The organism is Pedobacter sp. Leaf132 (assembly GCF_920984695.1).
Classification (GTDB): domain Bacteria; phylum Bacteroidota; class Bacteroidia; order Sphingobacteriales; family Sphingobacteriaceae; genus Pedobacter.
The window spans coordinates 460217-478120 of sequence record NZ_CAKLBO010000002.1 but is presented as its reverse complement, the minus strand read 5'-3'; the positions used below and the strand labels follow the sequence as shown (position 1 = coordinate 478120).

The window sequence follows — 17904 nt, the reverse complement described above, 5'->3', positions numbered from 1 at the left end:
TAATGGTTAGTTCAATAAATTTAAAATTTTTATTCGATTTAGTAACCGAATAAATTAGAAATGTTACATGGTAATATTTCCCTTAATAATTTTGAATAATTCACTAATTTTTACCACTTTGTTATCAAATAAAATCCTCATGAATATCTCATTCCGTTTAATTTTATCCATAATTCTAATTGGATTAACTCAAAAAACAATGGCGCAAACAGAACAAAAACCAGCGCCTGCGGTGCTAAACCATATTGCTGTCTATGTTGCTGATTTAAAGACAGCAAGCGATTTCTATGAAAGTCTATTCAATTTGCCACAAATTCCAGAGCCTTTTAAAGATGGTAAGCATACTTGGTTTAGCTTGGGGCAGGCGGGTCATTTACACATTATTCAGGGTGATGATAGCAAGGCCACCTTTAATAAAAATAACCATTTATGCTTTAGTGTGGCTTCTATAGATGAATTTATTAAAAAGCTAAATGCAAAAAATATAAAATTTGAAGACTGGCCAGGCAAACCAGGTGCAGTTACCGTACGTGTTGATGGTGTTAAACAAATTTATTTTAAAGATTTAGACGGTCACTGGCTAGAAGTGAACGATGCCAAAGAGTAGGATGTTGAAAATACTTGAAATTGCAAACAAATACCGGTTTTTAAGGAAGCATTAAATCTATTTATTAATTTGCGGTCCATCTTATTGTTATAAATTTAAAAATGCAGAGCGAGATATTTTGTCAGATTGGTGACACCTCAAGAGATATTTATTTTATTTTCAACTACGGAACTAAAGAATTTGATTATTTAGGACCGGCATTCGAACCAATATTTGGATTTGATCGGCATTCGGTTAAGGAAAATCCAATAAAAATAATTGATTTTGTTCATCCAGAGGATGTAAACCTGGTTTTAGAGTTTTATAGAGAAAGTTCGCAGGAAGCCGTTAACCGAAAATACGAATTTCGGATTATTGATGCAGAACAAAACACCAAGTACATAAGGGTTAGTGCCTACCCGATGAAAAAAGACGGTAAACTCTCTTGCATATCCGGCATTGCCGAAGATGTTAGCGTAGCTAAGCATAACAATTTTCACATTGAAAAAATAAATGCAAGAAAAAATACTACACTCGAAATTGTTTCTCACGATTTAAAAGAACCAATGGCCATGATTAGTATGGCAGTTTCTGATTTACTTAAAGATAAACTTTTTGAAGGGCAGGATAGGATTTTAACTTCGCTAACATTTATTCAAGATATGTGCGAAAGAAATATTTTGCTCATCAGAAATTTAATAAATCATGAATTTTTAAGATCATCAGAAATTGAAATTCGGAAAGAACGGGCAGATTTAGTTAGCGAAATTAGAGATGTGCTTGGTTTTTACAAAAAAGCAGAATCTAACCTGTTCAGGAATTTTATTTTTACATGCGAAGAAGAGAAATTATATGCTGCAATAGATAGTATGAAGTTAATGCAGGTGATTAACAATTTAATATCTAACTCCATAAAATTTACTGAAATTAATGGAACAATATCTGTTCATGTAGAAGATAATGGAGAAAATGCCTTAATAACTGTAAGTGATGACGGGATAGGCATTCCTGAACATTTGCAGCCTTTTATATTTGATAGATTTGGCGTAGCTATGCGAGATGGATTAAATGGTGAAGATTCTTGGGGTTTGGGGATGGCAATTGCACAAGCAATTGTAAAACTTCATAATGGTAAAATCTGGTTAGAAAGTGTAGAAAATATGGGCGCTAAATTCTTCATCGAAATACCTAAATAAAATTATTTTTATTCATTTTTTTTGATTTTGTATTCATTCATTTCTGTTTGATTTTATTCACTTTATTCATACCGATTAAAATTTTAACATTTTATCTAATTTGTGGTTAATCATAAAAAGCTTATCAGGATTGGAAGCAATGATTAATTTAGAGGATTGCAGGTTATGCTAATGTAGCCTGCAATTTTTATCTTCAATTAGAATAATTAATCATTTGCATCGATTTTGGTATTTTAAATCTAAAATATCATGATAGAAGTTAACCACAATACACCTTCACATGAATTGGATAACATTAAGGAAGGCGATCGAATTTGCTACAAACATGGCAAGTTAGGTTTGGTAGAAAAAATTCAGGTTATTCTTTCCAAAGGGCGACGAAAATATTTTTACAAATTAAAAAATGATAAAATACTTTTTTTAATACGATAATATAGTTTTAGCAAAAAAAAACAAAGCCCTGAAATTTTTCAGGGCTTTGTTTTTTGGTTCAATTTGTTTTGTTGTTATGAGGTGCCTGCCCTACACGGATACCCCGCTCACAGGACTTATTTTCTGCTTATTTGTTGATAACAAGTTAGTGAATGAAAGGTTTCGTTTCAAAAAATAATTATAAACAAAAGCATAAAAATGTTAATAACTACATGATGATTAAACTTCTATTTTGCATCAGATTAAAGTATCAAAATAGGGGTCGTTATAATCTTTAACAACTTTTAAAACATTTGGGTATTTAATAAAATCTTCAGCAGGGTGAGCAGTGCTTAAAACGATACAATTCATGCCGGCGTTAAATGCTGCTTCAACGCCTTTAGGTGCATCCTCAAATACCAGGCAATCGGTGGGCTTAACATTTAATATGGTTGCGCACTTTAAAAAAGTTTCTGGATGAGGCTTGCTCTCTGCAACATCATTTGCGCTTACAATAGCACTAATGTAATTTCTGATATTTAAACCATCCAAAACAAAATCGATATTAAATGGTATGGCTGCTGAACCAATAGCCATAGGTAATCCCAAAAATTTTGCCTTATCTAGAATTTTAGCTAAGCCATCAATTAATCTTAAATCTTTCTGATAATCTCGCTGGTATATTTTTTCCTTTTTTATTGATATGTCGTCCATTTGCTGCTGTGTAAAATAGCCCTTACCAAATACACGCTGAAGCAGCTCATCGTTTTTACCATACATTTGGAGCTTAACATCTTGATAGGAGATGTTCGCATTCAAATCATCATTTAAAATGGTGTGCCAGGCTTTATTATGATAGTCCATGTCATCTATCATCGTACCATTCAAATCAAATAAAAGAGCTTTCGGTTTAAATTTCATTTATCAGTATTAAGCCCTAAAGATATAGAAATAGGAAAAATCATCGAAGAATTAATTCAAACTATTTAATTAGTTATATTAGTTTAAGAATACATAAATACTTTATATGAGATATTTAAGCTTAATTTTTCCGTTTTTAATTATAATCGGATTTATATTTTGGAAATATAACAAGAAGGATGATAAAGCAAACCGAATAAATAAGGACGGAAAATTTATTAAATACGGCATACAATGGGAGGATAGTTTTTATGATCAAGTACCAATAAGTTTAGATACAACCATAATAATAGATGATTCCAACGGAAAGCCTTTAAGATTTCATCAATATATTAAGCCAATTTTTAATGGTGATGCAATGATATTTTTAGAAAAGGGGAAATGGAAATTGCAGCGTTTCACAAAATCTGCAATAGATTCTTTAATGAATGATGATTTTGCGATTGCCCGTGCAGATAGGTATCAGGCGTATCGTAATCCGGATTCGTCAAATTCAGTGAAAGAAAAATTCGCAAACATAGCCCACAGATTAAATATGGCTGATAATATCCTGGTTATAAAACATCAGCGTAAAATGTATATACAGCGAAATGGTAAAAATCTGTTACAATTTAACATCAATTTGGGCGGTAATCCGATAGGACATAAACAGTATGAAGGCGACAATAAGACACCTGAAGGCATATACCATCTTGATACTAAATTTACCAGAACAGATAAGATTTACAAAAGCTTTATGATTTCTTATCCAAACAAAACTGATAGAGAAAACGCGGTTAAGAAAGGATTAAAACCAGGTTCGAGCATCTTAATTCATGCAAGTACGGTGAAAAGAAAAAATGCCCGAGACTGGACAAACGGCTGTATTGCTTTGACTAATGCAGAAATGGATACACTTTTTAATCATGTAATTGAAGGAACCAGAATAGAAATCAAGAAATAGCAGGTTATTCGCCTGCTGTTTCTTTTGCATAGGTTTTAAGGTATTTTTTAAGCATATCTCTAGCTACAAATATTCTCGTTTTTACCGTTCCCAATGGTATCTGAAGCATATCTGCAATTTCATGGTATTTATAACCTTCAAAATATTTAATAAATGGTGTATGGTAAGCTTCTGGTAATGAAGCTAATGCTTTATTAATATCACCAACAACAAATTTACCAACGGCGTCATTTTTTGTTGAGCTATGCATTAAACTTGATGAGGAAATTTCATCAGTTTGTGTAATTAAGGTTCTGGTTTTTGATATTCTTCTGTAATTATTTATGAATGTATTACGCATAATTACGAAAAGCCAACCTTTAATATTTGTGCCTTCCTGAAAATTTTTATAAAACCTTATTGCTTTTAATAATGTTTCTTGAACTAAATCATTAGCATCTTCAACATCGTTGGTAAATTTTAATGCATGTAGCCTCAAAGAAACTGCATGATCATTAATAACGTGGTTAAACTCAAGTGTGGTCATAATATTTAGTTTTAAGATGTACCCACCTTGTTTACAAAACATATACCACGTTATAAATTTCTAATTTGACCTAAAAATACAATTAGACCAAATAGACGGTTTCTTTGTTTTGAAGATAGTTTAAGAATTTAAGTATAAAACTTAAATGGTATTTATACGCAGTTAATTGGGTATTTATCAGAATAGATAAAATAATTCCAAAGGGATAAAATGATTATTTATACGGTCAATTTGTAGAGGTTTTGGACATAATAAAGATAGTTAAACCCACAATTCTACATTAAAACATCTATATACCTCAAATTCTGTTTAGATAAATCGTTTTTTTAATTTTAAAACCGAATCTGAATTAATTTTAATTGGGCACTACGTTGTCAGGCTTTTTGAAATAGTAATAACATAACGGGAACAGGCAGATTAAACCCAACAAAAAGCCTCCAACTGTATCAGTAAACCAATGTGCCCCGAGGTATATTCTCGAGGGGGCAATCATTACAACTAAAAATACAGAAACATACGTAATCGCGTTTCGAAGATTTTTTGGGATGGTTTTTAGCCTTTGCATTAAGATAATTAGAAAGCCAAAAAAAAGTACATAAGATAAAACATGTCCGCTAGGGAAACTTTGAAAGCGATTTACCTCCACCAATCTTACATAAAAGCTTGTTGGCCTGGGTCGGTTGATAATGTTTTTTATACAAAGGATAATTAAGCCAGAGCATAATACAGAAGCAATAAAATAGCTTTCGCGTTTATAATTTTTATAATAGAATATTGCTGCAACAACTAACACTGAAAGTAATGACCATGGCAATTCGCCAAAAAAACTTATTGCCAACATCAATTTGTCCAGCCATGCCGTCTGGTATTTCTGCACATCTAATGAAACATTAACATCGAAAGGAAGAACGGGATGTTTAGCTATATAAAAGCTGAGGATGATAAAACTGATAATTAGTAGAAAAAGAATTGTTAAAAGAAGCTTTTTGTTTTTAATCATGGCAGATGTTATGGAAAATCCAAAACTATAAAATTATTTTTAATGCCCTTAAACATATCTGAAATCTTATTTAAATATGAGTTTGTAATGCATATTATCCTTTCTATCAAGGATTTTAAATTGTTTGTATAAACTAATTGGTATTACAAATTAGTTTGGCAATCTTCGAGCAGATTATAGGAAATCTAAGCTTAAACAGTCGGCACAGCTACCTCTCTGTCGACTGTAAAAGCAATCTAAATTAACGCTCTTTTAGTATACCCAAATACTACCTATAAAAAACCGCTCTTTATTACACGCTCAAAAAACAGATTAGATGAAATAACAAGTCTAATCTGTTGTGTTTTTTAATGATAGATTTTTTAAAGAGCGATACTTATTAAAAGCTAGCCGAAAGAAATTTTGCTTTAACGATTAAACTTTAATTCAAAAATTATTTTACCACAATTTGCTTTGGTTCAGTTACTACAATTTGATATTTACCTTTAAATTCGCTCACAACGCCAGTAATACAAATGTTGTTGCCTAGATACATCGTTGCCGGCTCTGATGAAAATTTTGAAATATCTGCTTTATTTATGGCAACGGTTAGCAACTCTTTTGGATAAGCTCCGCCTAAATTTATTAAGCTAATCTTTTCTAAAGCCTTAGTACTATACACAGAATCGCAAATGGTTACGGTTTTACCTACGTATTGTGCAGCATCTTTAGCTAAAATTAATGTTTGACTTTTGCTTGCATAACTTAGCGAAGTTAAAAGCAATATAACAAATAGCTTTTTCATAAAGTGATTTTAGGGATAATTGTTGGTGTGTAGTGCAAATATACAACGCTAAGCTCATTTTTATACAGTATATTTTTTTCAACAACAATATTACCCGATAAACTAAATCATTTGCATACATTTTAAAACATTAATTTATATTTAACATATATAATTAACCAGCACCTTTAATGAAAACTGTAACCTCCATTGCCATTACCGGTATTGCAATAACATTTCTTGCTCTGCCATCCTTATTAACGAAAAATTCTTTCTCCATAAAAACAAGTGAAGATGGTTCGAAAAATAAATCAATATTAAGAATAGATACTCCAGACCAGGACCGGTTTGTTAAAGTGAACCTTGTTCAGGGGCAATTTACGGAGCCTACTGAAATGGCTGTACTTCCAAACCTTGATATATTGGTGGCGCAAAGACGAGGTGAGTTGATGCTGTATAAAAATCAAACTAAAAAACTTTCTCAAGCGGGCAAATTAGATGTTTATTTTAAAACCGGATTAGCTGATGTAAATGCAGAGGAAGGTTTATTGGGATTAACAATCGACCCAAAATATAGTATAAACAAATACGTGTATCTATTTTATAGCCCAATGGGAAGTTCGGTTAACCGTTTATCAAGATTCAAAATGGTAAACGATATGCTGAGTATGTCTTCAGAAAAGGTAATCCTTGAATTTTACTCTCAACGAGAAATTTGTTGTCACACTGGTGGCTCGCTCGCTTTCGGACCTGATGGTTTGTTATACATTTCTACAGGAGACAATTCAACGCCATTCGATGTTCCAAATCAAAAGTTTGTGAATAAAGGCTATGCGCCATTAGATAACAGACCTGGCTTGCAACAATATGATGCAAGGCGTTCTGCAGGAAATACGAATGATTTACGTGGTAAAATTCTTCGAATAAAAGTGAATGAAAATGGCAGTTATAGTATTCCCGAAGGAAATTTATTTGCTAAAATGGATAAAGGACGACCAGAAATCTACGTAATGGGGAATAGAAATCCGTATAGAATATCTGTTGATCAGAAAAATAGTTATTTATACTGGGGCGAGGTTGGGCCAGATGCTAGTAATGATGATGAGTTGAGAGGACCCAAAGGTTATGATGAGGTAAACCAAGCCAGAAAAGCCGGTAATTTCGGTTGGCCGTTATTTATTGGAAACAACTATCCATATAAAGCATACGACTTTACAAATGGCTCCAATGGAGAAGCATTTAATGCAGCAAAACCTGTAAATAATTCGCCAAATAATACAGGCTTAAATGATTTACCTCCAGCACAGGCAGCATTTATATGGTATCCTTACGGAGAATCAAAAGAATTTCCGCAGGTTGGTTCTGGTGGGCGAACGGCAATGGCCGGTCCAGTACTTTATACTGATAATCTCTCTGCTTACCCTGCGTACTACAATGGTAAACTAATTATTTATGAATGGGTTAGAGGATGGGTAAAAGCGGTAACGATGGCCCCTAATGGCGATTATTTAAGCATGGAGCCAATAATGTCGAACTTATCATTTGCAGCTCCAATTGATATGGAACTCGGGCCAGATGGAAAAATATATATTTTGGAATATGGAAAAGGCTGGTTCTCAAAAAATCCTGATGCTGGAATTGTTAGAGTAGATTTTCTTAAAGGCAACAGACCGCCAGTAGTTAATGCATTAGAAATTGAAAAACCAAGCGGTTTATTACCATACAAAATGATAGCAAAAGTTGATGCCCGTGATGCTGATGGCGGAAAATTAATCTATATATGGAGTTTAGGGAATGGCTTAAAGAAAACTACAACGATACCTCAAATAACGCATACTTTTACAAAAGCAGGCGAGTATCCGGTAAGCGTTTCTGTTGTTGATAATGCTAACGCGGCAACCAAAAGTAAAACAATTCAGGTATTTGCCGGTAATGAACATCCAAAAGTTGATATTAAAATAGCAGGCAATAAGTCTTTTTATTTTCCGGATAAAGCCGTTAACTATGAAGTATTGGTGTCGGATAGAGGTACAACTGTAAGTAAGGATAGAATCTTTATCTCAAGCAACTATACCGAAGGCACTGATATGGCTGGTGCTCAATTAGGTCATCAACAGGTGGCGCAAACTATGATTGGAAAATCATTAATGATGAAATCTGATTGCAGCACTTGTCATAAAGTTTCAGAAACATCCATCGGGCCTGCATTCAGTAAAATTTCTCTTAAATATCAAAAAGACCCAAAAGCTGTTGATTATTTAGCCTCGAAAGTGATTAAGGGAAGCACAGGTGTTTGGGGAGAAGTTCCTATGCCAGCACATCCATCAATGAAAGAAAGCGAAGTTAAACAGATTGTGGAATGGGTGATGAGCTTATCTGCAAAAGAGAATAAAGTAGCATCGCTGCCAACAAAAGGTTCTGTTACACCACCAAAAACAATTAATAAAAATAAATCTGTTTTAACTTTTAAAGCAAGTTATGCAGACCTTGGCGCTAATGGATTAAAGCCTTTAAGTGCGCTAACAACTTTAAATTTACGAAGTAATAGCATTAGTAGCAATGATATTATCGGTAAAAATTTATCGGGTTTTAATCGTAATGATGATGGGAGTTTAACGTTAACCAAAAAAGAAGGATGGATAAAACTTCAAAATATTGATTTAACAGATATAAAATCAATCCTACTTTCGCATGAAATGAGTTCTGATGAATACGAAGTGGACATTAGATTAGATAACGAAGCCGGTAAAATTCTTAAAAAATCTACATTTAACAATGGATTATTCCCAATAATGGAAGCAACTGATGGAAACTTCCACAACGTTATTATATCCTTTAGGCAAATAAAGGATACGAATAATAAACTCTATATAAAAGAAATAATCTTTAATGCTAAATAAAAGAAAGGGCTTTGAAAATTCATCAAAGCCCTTATTTGTTTAATATTAAAAAATTAGTTTTGTTGCATCAGGTTTTGCTTAACAAAAAGAACAAAAGAATCTTTGTATTTATTCGCTAAGGAAGTTGCTAACCCACCGGTTAGGACAATCTGATCGCCCAAAAAACTTTTTATATGTTGCTTTGATATAATAGTTGAAGTATTAATCTGTATAAATGCCGGATGCTTGCGAAGCATTTCTGCAATTTTATTAAAGCTTAAGCTAAAGCTCATATAATTATCGTTAATGGTTTTAAAATAAACCATATCATTAATTTGTTCAAAAATAACTAAGTCGTTAAAAGCAATTTCAACTGTATCAAGGCTATTTTCTCTTAACTGAACAAAAAAAGAATCTCCCAAAATTTCATCACTTAATGGATTTTCGTTTGGATAGAGGTTATTAATCGCTTCAGAAAAATGAATGCAAGAATATGGTTTTAATAAGTATCCATCGGCAGCAACATTAAAGGCATCCAAAGCATATTTAGAATGTGCCGTTGTAAAAATAAGGTGTTTGGTTTTTTTTCTGATTAAAGAAGCCAGTTCAATGCCGGATAATACTGGCATTTCAATATCCATAAAAATAATATCAACCGTTTCGGCTGATGAAATATCTGTTAGAGCCTGTAAAGGGTCGGTAAAGCTTTTTATAAGCTGTAAATCAGGAATTTTAATCAAACAGGAATTTAAGTTCTCTAAAGAACTTGGGTCATCATCTATCGCAATACAGTTAATCGGCATGTAAAAGAGGTTTTGAGATTTTAATTTAAATTAAATTTTGCTTTAGATTATTAATCTAAGTAAAAAATAAGATTGTACAAAATTTACTGCCTTGCTTCATCAAAAACAATTACAGTTCGGCTAATTTATGAATTATCTTTGTTAATTTCCTGCTTTTTTATTGTCATATCTACATTAAAGTGTTCATTATCATCTATGTAACTATTAATGTTAGCCTGTAAACCATAACTATAATTCAATCTTTTTCTGATGTTATCCATTCCAATACCAGACCGATTGAGCTCTTTTGGCTTCTGTTTTATTAAATTTTTGGTTTTGATACTTAACACATCTCCGTTCTTATTAATAGATATTTCTGCGGGCTGCTCCAATCTAAATAAATCGCCATGCTTAAAAATATTTTCAACCAGCGTTAATAATACCATCGATATAATTTTTTCAGATTTTACTTCATCATCATACCAAAACCTAATTTGTAAATTATGACCATTTCTTAATTGATGCAAGTTTATCAAAGTCTCGGCTTGTTCTATTTCATCTCCAAGTAGCACAAATTCATCTCTGTGGGTGCTATCAGCAGCATATCTCATAATATCAGATAAGGCTACAATTGTTTCTGCAGCAACTGGCGAGCTATCTTTAGTATTTAAATAGATAAAATCTAATGTGTTAAACAATAAATGAGGCTGTATTTGTGCTCTTAAAAAAGCATTTTCTGATTTTGATAACTGAATAATGTTATGAAGTTTTTGTTGCTCGAGGTTTTCGGTCTTTTTTCTTTCTTTTATATAGGTTGCCAGAAAATAATATGCAGTACCAAAAACAACAAAATATAATGCCCTGATAAAACCGCCTAAGAAAAAATTTCTGTTTATTTCAATATTGTTTACTGTTATAATATGTGTATATCTATTTACGAAATGATATGCACAATACATAATTAACAGAAATAGTGCAATTTCTAAGACTAAGTAAAGTGGTAACTTCCATATCGCAGATTTTGGGTTTTCTAAGCCATATTTTAGCACAAGTAATGCGTGGCTGTAAAATATACCAATGTTTATCAGGTAATGAAAAATATACCGGCCAGGCTCACTAAACTGGCCTGAATACAAACCAACAGCAACAATCTCGTAAAATAAAAATACGGCCCAGAAAATAAAATGGTATTTATTTGAAACGAACCAGTTCCATAAAAATAAATTTTTGGCGTTAGAATTTTGAGGCATTAATATTATGATCTACCGGTTTTAATTGTCTTTTCTTTAATGTATGCTAATATTTCATCGCGATAATTGTTGCCTATATTTACTTGCAGGTTATTAGTCATTTTTAAAGTATAACCTTCTAGCTTTTCGATGTGATTTCTGGAAATGATAAATGACCGATGTGCTTGTAGAAAATTTGCTCGCTCCTTTAAAATTAATTTAATTTCAGATAAACCGATGTAAGCTACAATATTCTCATCTTGCGTATATATGCGAACATAATTTTGCAAACTTTCTACGGCAACGATATCATTATATTTAACTTTTATCAAGTTATTATTATCATTCTTGTTCCTAATAAAAAAATAATCTTCTTCGGTTTGAGAAGAAAGAATATTAGTTGTTACAGGACTTGAAGGATATAATCGGTTAATGGTTTCGGCAAAGCGAGCAAAGGTATAGGGCTTTAACAAATAAGCACTTGCTAAAATCTCAAATGCTTCGTAGGCATATTTACTATGAGATGTGGTGAAAATAAGTTTGTCGGCTTTGTGGCGAATAGATTTCGATAGTTCTATCCCCGATATCAGCGGCATGTCTACATCCATAAAAATTATATCAACATGCGGACCGGCAACGATTTCGTTAAGCGCTTTTAACGGATCTGAATAAACTTCTACTAATTGAAGGTTGGCTAGTGATTTAATGTATGTTTTGATTCCCTCAACAGCGTGAGCATCATCTTCAACAACAATACATTTTAATTTTATATTTGGCATCGGCATAAACAGCTGCAAATTAGCTTATCCTAAATTAAAAATAAAAAATAATCTATTCGTATCGTAATTATATCTATCAGTAAAGGATGGAGTTCTATTCGTGTAGCAATCTATCATTACCATGCTTTAAAAACAAGTATGATTTTTGTGCAATTTTTTGATAAAAGTCAAATTCGCACGACAGTTTACATAACTTTATGTAAATAAATTACAGGCTTTGTCTCATAAGTACAACCGGTTGGATAGCTTTTGTATTATTTATGCCTATAGTTTAAAATTTGGCAACTAAAATTGAAATAAAGTGATAATTTTATCGGAGAATTGATTTAAAGGGTTTTTGTGCACATTAACAACAATTTTTAAATTGAATTTAAGGCTAACACATAAAAAATTCTCCCTAAAATGAAGTTATTATTTGATCAAGTTTCTGAAGAATGCAGTAAGCTTACCACAAAACGATATAGCACCAGTTTCTCTTTCGGCATTTATTTTTTAAATACTAAACTTCGAATGCCAATTTATTCCATTTATGGTTTCGTACGCTTCGCGGATGAAATTGTAGATAGCTTTCATAATTATGATAAAAAATATTTATTAGATAAGTTTTCATCAGATACTTTCGAGGCAATTGAATTGGGTATCAGCCTTAATCCTGTGCTAAATTCTTTCCAAAAGGTGGTTAACCGTTATCATATTGATAAGGAATTGATTACACTTTTCTTAAACAGTATGCAGATGGATTTGCAAGAACAAGTTTACACGCCAGCGCTTTATAAAGAATATATTTTAGGTTCGGCAGAAGTTGTTGGCTTGATGTGTTTAAAAGTTTTTACAAACGGTAACCAAAGCGAATACGAGTTGTTAAAACCTTACGCAATGAAGCTGGGCTCGGTTTTTCAAAAGATAAATTTTTTACGAGATTTAAAGGAAGACCACAAAGGATTAAAAAGAACGTACTTTCCTAATGTTAATCTTTCAAATTTCTGTGATAACCAAAAGAAATCTAATGAAATTGAAATTGAAGAAGAATTTAACGATGCTTTAGCCGGAATTAAAATGTTACCTAAGTCATCAAGAATTGGAGTTTATTTATCCTACATCTATTACAGAAAACTTTTTATAAAAATAAAGGCTTTATCAGCAGAAAGAATAATGAAAGAGCGCATTAGGATTTCTAACCCCCGAAAAATAGGGTTGATGTTTGATTGTGTGATTCGGCATAAATTTAATGCCATATAAAATAAGTATAGATAGAACCTAAAAACAGTTAATTAATGGAAGAACAAGTTATACTTGTTGATGTGAATGATTTGCCAATTGGTAAAATGGCAAAAATGGAAGCACACGAAAAGGGCATTCTACACAGAGCATTTTCAGTATTTGTTTTTAATTCGAGAAATGAGTTGTTACTACAGCAGCGAGCAAAAAGTAAATACCATTCTTCGGGTTTATGGACTAATACCTGTTGCAGTCACCCACGATGGGGCGAAAGTAATATTGATGCTGCAAACAGGCGGTTAAAAGAAGAAATGGGAATGGAATGTGATTTGCGTTATGCATTTAATTTTATTTATAAAAGTGAATTCGAGGATGGCCTGATTGAGCACGAACTCGACCATGTATTTTTTGGTCAATCTGATATTCTACCAAAGATAAATACAGATGAGGTTGAAGATTACCGATATATGAGTTTATCAGATTTACAGCAGGATATTTTAAATAAGCCTAAAGATTATACAAGCTGGCTAAAAATATGCCTTGATAAGGTTATTGAAGCAATTTAACTCCCTAAAACAAAAAACGGGCATACAACTTTCGTCGTATACCCGCATCTAAATTAACGCTCTCGAGGACAAAGATAGAGTTAGTTATGATATTTTCTAATTTTTTTTAACATATCTTTTATTTTTTTTCATTTTATTTTTCAAGCCTAATTTTTCAGCAAAAGATTGCAAATGTCTTTTTGCTTAATTTGGAAGCAATGGGCTATTTTTCCTTCAATTCTGATTCTTCCTTTGCCGCTCTTATTTTCTCTTTCTTCAGGTCTATTCTTATCAGATTATATAAACTCATATACACATTGGCAATCCATATTATTGAAAAACCAGCTAACAAATAACCACGCCAACCTTCGTAAAGTAATGTATATTTTGTTATGATTAAAAGTAAAATTGTAACGTAATGACTAAAGCAGTACTCGCAGGTAAATAAGTAAAAAAATTTTCTTTTATAAAGCTTATCGCAGCTTTGTGAGCGGGCAACACAAAATTCTCTGGCCTCCTTAAAAACTTCTTCTTTAGTAACTGTCCACGCTATGCAAGCCACCGGAATGGCTAATATAAATATGTAATAAATCGTGTGTTCCATGGTTTGATAATCTAGACTATTAACCTTCGCTCTTTTCTAAATGTTTTTGTAAACATTAATTAATATCAAATGTTTCATATTCAAACATTTAATAATGGAAAGAGCAGAAATAAAATCTCTACTTGAGGTTATTGAGCAACAAGTTAGTTCATCGATATTAGGAGGAATGGATGAACAATATGAAGAATTAGAATCGCTGGGTTTTATAACCATAAATAAGCAAGCTGTGCAATGGTCTGCAACGATTACACCGGCCGGGGTCGATTTCCTCCACAACAACTAGTGCCTTTACCATCATTGTTTTTTCGAATCACTAACAGTATCGTTTAATTCTGTAAATTTGAGGCTTGCTAAAACTATAACATAGTTCAGCATCAAAACTATGGATAATATTAATTTACGAACCGTTAATGTAACCCGATATGTTACGCCACTTCGCGAAGGTGGCTCTATGCCGGCTATTGCAGAGGCAGACGATGATTTTCTTTACATACTAAAATTTAGAGGTGCAGGACAAGGAGCCCGTGCTTTAATTGCTGAGTTAATTGGAGGAGAAATAGCCAGAATTTTAGGCTTTAAAATTCCTGAACTTGTTTTTGCAAATTTAGATGAAGCTTTTGGTAGAACTGAACCTGATGAAGAAATTCAGGATTTATTAAAAGCGAGTGTAGGCTTAAATTTAGCGCTACATTATCTTTCTGGTGCCATAACTTTCGATCCTACGGTAACAAAGGTTGATGCGAAATTAGCTTCTCAAATTGTTTGGTTGGATTGTTTGTTAACCAATATGGATAGAACCTGTCGCAATACAAACATGCTTATGTGGCATAAAGAATTGTGGTTGATAGATCATGGCGCATCTCTATATTTTCATCATTCATGGCAAAATTGGGAAGAACAGGCTAAAAAACCTTTCGTATTAATTAAAGACCATGTACTATTGCCATGGGCAGAAAATCTTGAGGAGGTAGATGCTGAGTTCAGGGCTATTTTAAAACCTGAACATTTGCAAAAAATTGTGTCACTTATTCCTGATGAGTGGCTGGAAGGCGAACACATTTTTGAAACCAAAGATGAACATCGCCAGGCTTACGCAAAATTCTTAGCAATAAGATTATCTAATTCGAATGTATTTTTAAAAGAAGCACAGCATGCAAGAGAAATTCTTATTTGAGTATGCTGTAATTCGGGTTATGCCTAGGGTAGAACGCGAAGAATTTATTAACGTGGGTATTATTTTATACTGTGCTAAGCAAAAATTTTTAAAAAGCATTTATATAATTGATGAAAATAAGCTAAAAACATTTTCACCCGAAATTGATATAGATGAAATTGAAGCAAACTTAAAGGCTTTGCAGCGAATAAGCGCAGCAGCAAATGGTTCGGGCACTATTGGCGCTTACGATACGGCTTCCAGGTTTCGTTGGTTAACGGCTACCAGAAGTACGGTTGTTCAATGCTCAAAAGTACATCCGGGTTTTTGCCTAAATGCTCAAAAAACATTAAATAGACTGTACGAACAATTGGTACTCTAAATTCACTAAAGCATTAACAGATACAACACACCGAAAATCGTTGAATAAATATTTTGAAGAGCAGTTAGAATTGCTCAAAATGGAGCGTAAAGCCGACCATGATGCGTATATAAAATTAACACAAAATAGTTCTGCTGCAGACAGGCGTAATCTGGGCTTAACCTGGTACCCAATCGCTATTCGCAATACGGAAATCGGGAGGGGAGATTACCTCAACATTGAAATCGAACGAACAACACATAAAGATTTATCGCAACAATTTCGCTTTGGCTCATCAGTTGTTTTATTTTCAAATCATAATGCTAAAGAGGATAGGATTGAGGGCGTAATTAGCCACTTAAATCGCGATAGGATGAAAATTAGTTTAAGGTTGGATGAATTACCAGACTGGACTAAAGATGGGAAACTTGGAGTTGATTTATTATTCGACAATAATAGCTATGATGAAATGCAAAATGCATTAAAATCTGCCAGTTCAATTATTGATGATGATGATAAAAACAGATTAGCAAAAATTCTGATTGGCAAAGAAAAAGCAACCTTTAGTGCTTTAGAAACTCCTTTCCATTCTTCAAACTTAAATTCATCACAAAACGAAGCCATAAATAAAATTTTAACGGCTAATGAACTGGCAATTGTTCATGGTCCGCCAGGAACCGGAAAAACCACAACATTGATTGAAGCCATTAAAGCAGAACATAAACTAAAAAAGCAAAAAATTTTAGTGGTAGCACCAAGTAATACCGCTGTAGATTTATTAACTGAAAAGTTAGCAGAAAATGGTTTAAATGTAGTTAGAGTTGGTAATCCGGCAAGGGTTTCAGAGCATTTGCTACATGCTACGCTTGATTATAAAATGTATGCACATGCAGAAATGAAAAACATTAAGGCTTTAAAAAAGCAAGCTGCAGAATACAAAAACATGGCTCATAAGTATAAACGAAGTTTTGGCAAGGCAGAACGGTATCAGCGAAAAGCTTTGTTTGATGAAGCACATAAAATTGGTCTTGAGATAGAAAATGCTGAAAAATATATTGCTGAAAATATTTTTAATAACGCCGAAATTATTACCGCAACCCTGGTTGGTTCTAACCATTATTCAGTCAAAAATTTAAAATATGGAGCTGTTTTTATAGATGAAGCCGGGCAAGCTTTAGAACCAGCCTGTTGGATACCGAGTTTAAAAGCTGATAAAGTTGTTTTGGCTGGAGATCATTTCCAGCTCTCTCCAACAATAAAATCGAATGAGGCTGCAGATAAAGGTTTAAGCAAAACGCTGCTTGAAAAATGTGCGGAGCAGCATAATGAATCTGTAGTTTTATTGCAAGAACAATATAGAATGAATAGTCAGATAATGGGTTATTCATCCAAAATATTTTATAATGATAAATTAATTGCAAATGCTTCAGTTGCGAATCATCAACTTTCTGAAAACGAATCACCTTTAATGTTCATCGATACATCAGGATGCAGCTTTGATGAAAAAGCTGACGGAACGAGCACTACAAATCCTGATGAAGCTGTTTTTCTATTAAATCATCTAACAAATTTAATTGAAAGTTTAAAGGCATCAAATGCTGTTTTACCGAGCGTTGGCGTAATTTCTCCATACAAACAGCAAGTTTATCTTTTAAAAGAATTGCTTAAAGACAATCCGCTTTTAGCTGAAAATGAAGGTAAAATATCTATAAATACGATTGATAGTTTTCAAGGGCAGGAGCGGGATATAATTTACATCAGTTTAACCAGAAGTAATACAGATGGTGTAATTGGCTTTTTATCGGATATTAGAAGAATGAATGTTGCCATGACGAGAGCCAGAAAAAAACTTGTTGTTATTGGCGATGGCAGTACCTTATCAAGGTTTCCTTTTTACAACAATTTTATAAAATATGCTGAAGATTTAAATGCTTACCATAGCGCCTGGGAATATATTGCCATTTAAAATATCTGATTTTCTGCTTGCTACTCGATAAAATTATTATTT

19 protein-coding genes are annotated in these 17904 nt (G+C 32.8%); 11 read left to right on the top strand and 8 right to left on the bottom strand.

The window, feature by feature from the left end:
• Window positions 1–139 precede the first annotated feature (139 nt).
• From LUA86_RS05900 to LUA86_RS05890, 3 genes are all read left to right on the top strand, one after another.
• Window positions 140–607 (top strand): VOC family protein, encoded by a 468-nt coding sequence (locus LUA86_RS05900; RefSeq protein ID WP_231459684.1) that lies wholly within the window; start codon window positions 140–142, stop codon window positions 605–607.
• Between the two features lie 101 nt (window positions 608–708).
• Window positions 709–1782 carry a PAS domain-containing sensor histidine kinase gene (locus tag LUA86_RS05895; protein ID WP_231459683.1) on the top strand — a complete coding sequence of 358 codons (1074 nt, stop codon included), beginning with the start codon at window positions 709–711 and terminating at the stop codon, window positions 1780–1782.
• Between the two features lie 249 nt (window positions 1783–2031).
• Window positions 2032–2214 (top strand): hypothetical protein, encoded by a 183-nt coding sequence (locus tag LUA86_RS05890; RefSeq protein WP_231459682.1) that lies wholly within the window; start codon window positions 2032–2034, stop codon window positions 2212–2214.
• 237 nt (window positions 2215–2451) lie between these two features.
• Here the strand turns inward: LUA86_RS05890 and LUA86_RS05885 are convergent, their stop codons facing one another.
• The gene (locus LUA86_RS05885) at window positions 2452–3114 is read right to left on the bottom strand and encodes an HAD family phosphatase (RefSeq protein ID WP_231459681.1); all 663 of its coding nucleotides are present in this window, start codon (window positions 3112–3114) and stop codon (window positions 2452–2454) included.
• Between the two features lie 106 nt (window positions 3115–3220).
• On the opposite strand from LUA86_RS05885, the gene LUA86_RS05880 reads away from it, so the two are divergent.
• The gene (locus LUA86_RS05880; RefSeq protein WP_231459680.1) at window positions 3221–4057 is read left to right on the top strand and encodes a murein L,D-transpeptidase family protein; all 837 of its coding nucleotides are present in this window, start codon (window positions 3221–3223) and stop codon (window positions 4055–4057) included.
• Window positions 4058–4061: 4 nt separating this feature from the next.
• Here LUA86_RS05880 and LUA86_RS05875 read toward each other — a convergent pair whose 3' ends face one another.
• The 3 genes from LUA86_RS05875 to LUA86_RS05865 all read right to left on the bottom strand — a co-directional run bounded on the left by LUA86_RS05875 (window position 4062) and on the right by LUA86_RS05865 (window position 6367).
• Window positions 4062–4583 (bottom strand): RNA polymerase sigma factor, encoded by a 522-nt coding sequence (locus LUA86_RS05875; protein ID WP_231459679.1) that lies wholly within the window; start codon window positions 4581–4583, stop codon window positions 4062–4064.
• Window positions 4584–4938: 355 nt separating this feature from the next.
• Entirely contained in the window at window positions 4939–5583 is a 645-nt protein-coding gene (locus LUA86_RS05870; protein WP_231459678.1) for a phosphatase PAP2 family protein, read from the bottom strand.
• Window positions 5584–6016: 433 nt separating this feature from the next.
• Window positions 6017–6367 carry a hypothetical protein gene (locus LUA86_RS05865; protein ID WP_231459677.1) on the bottom strand — a complete coding sequence of 117 codons (351 nt, stop codon included), beginning with the start codon at window positions 6365–6367 and terminating at the stop codon, window positions 6017–6019.
• A gap of 170 nt (window positions 6368–6537) precedes the next feature.
• Here LUA86_RS05865 and LUA86_RS05860 point away from each other — a divergent pair, with 170 nt between their 5' ends.
• Window positions 6538–9246, top strand: coding sequence for a PQQ-dependent sugar dehydrogenase (locus tag LUA86_RS05860; protein WP_231459676.1), 2709 nt, complete (start codon window positions 6538–6540; stop codon window positions 9244–9246).
• Between the two features lie 53 nt (window positions 9247–9299).
• Here LUA86_RS05860 and LUA86_RS05855 read toward each other — a convergent pair whose 3' ends face one another.
• The 3 genes from LUA86_RS05855 to LUA86_RS05845 form a co-directional block, all read right to left on the bottom strand.
• Window positions 9300–10028 (bottom strand): LytTR family DNA-binding domain-containing protein, encoded by a 729-nt coding sequence (locus LUA86_RS05855; RefSeq protein WP_231459675.1) that lies wholly within the window; start codon window positions 10026–10028, stop codon window positions 9300–9302.
• 125 nt (window positions 10029–10153) lie between these two features.
• Window positions 10154–11257: a sensor histidine kinase gene (locus LUA86_RS05850; protein ID WP_231459674.1), complete on the bottom strand. Its 1104-nt coding sequence runs from the start codon at window positions 11255–11257 to the stop codon at window positions 10154–10156.
• 5 nt (window positions 11258–11262) lie between these two features.
• The gene (locus tag LUA86_RS05845; RefSeq protein ID WP_231459673.1) at window positions 11263–12015 is read right to left on the bottom strand and encodes a LytTR family DNA-binding domain-containing protein; all 753 of its coding nucleotides are present in this window, start codon (window positions 12013–12015) and stop codon (window positions 11263–11265) included.
• A 402-nt stretch (window positions 12016–12417) separates the two neighbouring features.
• Here LUA86_RS05845 and LUA86_RS05840 point away from each other — a divergent pair, with 402 nt between their 5' ends.
• Together LUA86_RS05840 and idi are read left to right on the top strand one after the other, a co-directional pair.
• Window positions 12418–13254, top strand: coding sequence for a phytoene/squalene synthase family protein (locus tag LUA86_RS05840; protein ID WP_231459672.1), 837 nt, complete (start codon window positions 12418–12420; stop codon window positions 13252–13254).
• A 35-nt stretch (window positions 13255–13289) separates the two neighbouring features.
• Window positions 13290–13799 (top strand): isopentenyl-diphosphate Delta-isomerase, encoded by a 510-nt coding sequence (gene idi / locus LUA86_RS05835; RefSeq protein ID WP_231459671.1) that lies wholly within the window; start codon window positions 13290–13292, stop codon window positions 13797–13799.
• 202 nt (window positions 13800–14001) lie between these two features.
• On the opposite strand, the gene LUA86_RS05830 is transcribed toward idi, so the two are convergent.
• A complete protein-coding gene (locus LUA86_RS05830) occupies window positions 14002–14382 on the bottom strand; it encodes a hypothetical protein (protein ID WP_231459670.1) in 381 nt (126 codons plus the stop codon).
• Between the two features lie 94 nt (window positions 14383–14476).
• On the opposite strand from LUA86_RS05830, the gene LUA86_RS05825 reads away from it, so the two are divergent.
• The 4 genes from LUA86_RS05825 (at window position 14477) to LUA86_RS05810 (ending at window position 17862) form a co-directional block, all read left to right on the top strand.
• Entirely contained in the window at window positions 14477–14665 is a 189-nt protein-coding gene (locus tag LUA86_RS05825) for a hypothetical protein (RefSeq protein WP_231459669.1), read from the top strand.
• A gap of 99 nt (window positions 14666–14764) precedes the next feature.
• A complete protein-coding gene (locus tag LUA86_RS05820; protein ID WP_231459668.1) occupies window positions 14765–15556 on the top strand; it encodes a HipA family kinase in 792 nt (263 codons plus the stop codon).
• Complete coding sequence (locus LUA86_RS05815; RefSeq protein ID WP_231459667.1) at window positions 15534–15917, top strand: DUF3037 domain-containing protein; 384 nt, start codon at window positions 15534–15536, stop codon at window positions 15915–15917. Before LUA86_RS05820 ends, LUA86_RS05815 begins: the two co-directional genes overlap by 23 nt.
• 40 nt (window positions 15918–15957) lie before the next feature.
• Window positions 15958–17862: an AAA domain-containing protein gene (locus LUA86_RS05810; RefSeq protein ID WP_370634317.1), complete on the top strand. Its 1905-nt coding sequence runs from the start codon at window positions 15958–15960 to the stop codon at window positions 17860–17862.
• Window positions 17863–17904: the final 42 nt, after the last annotated feature.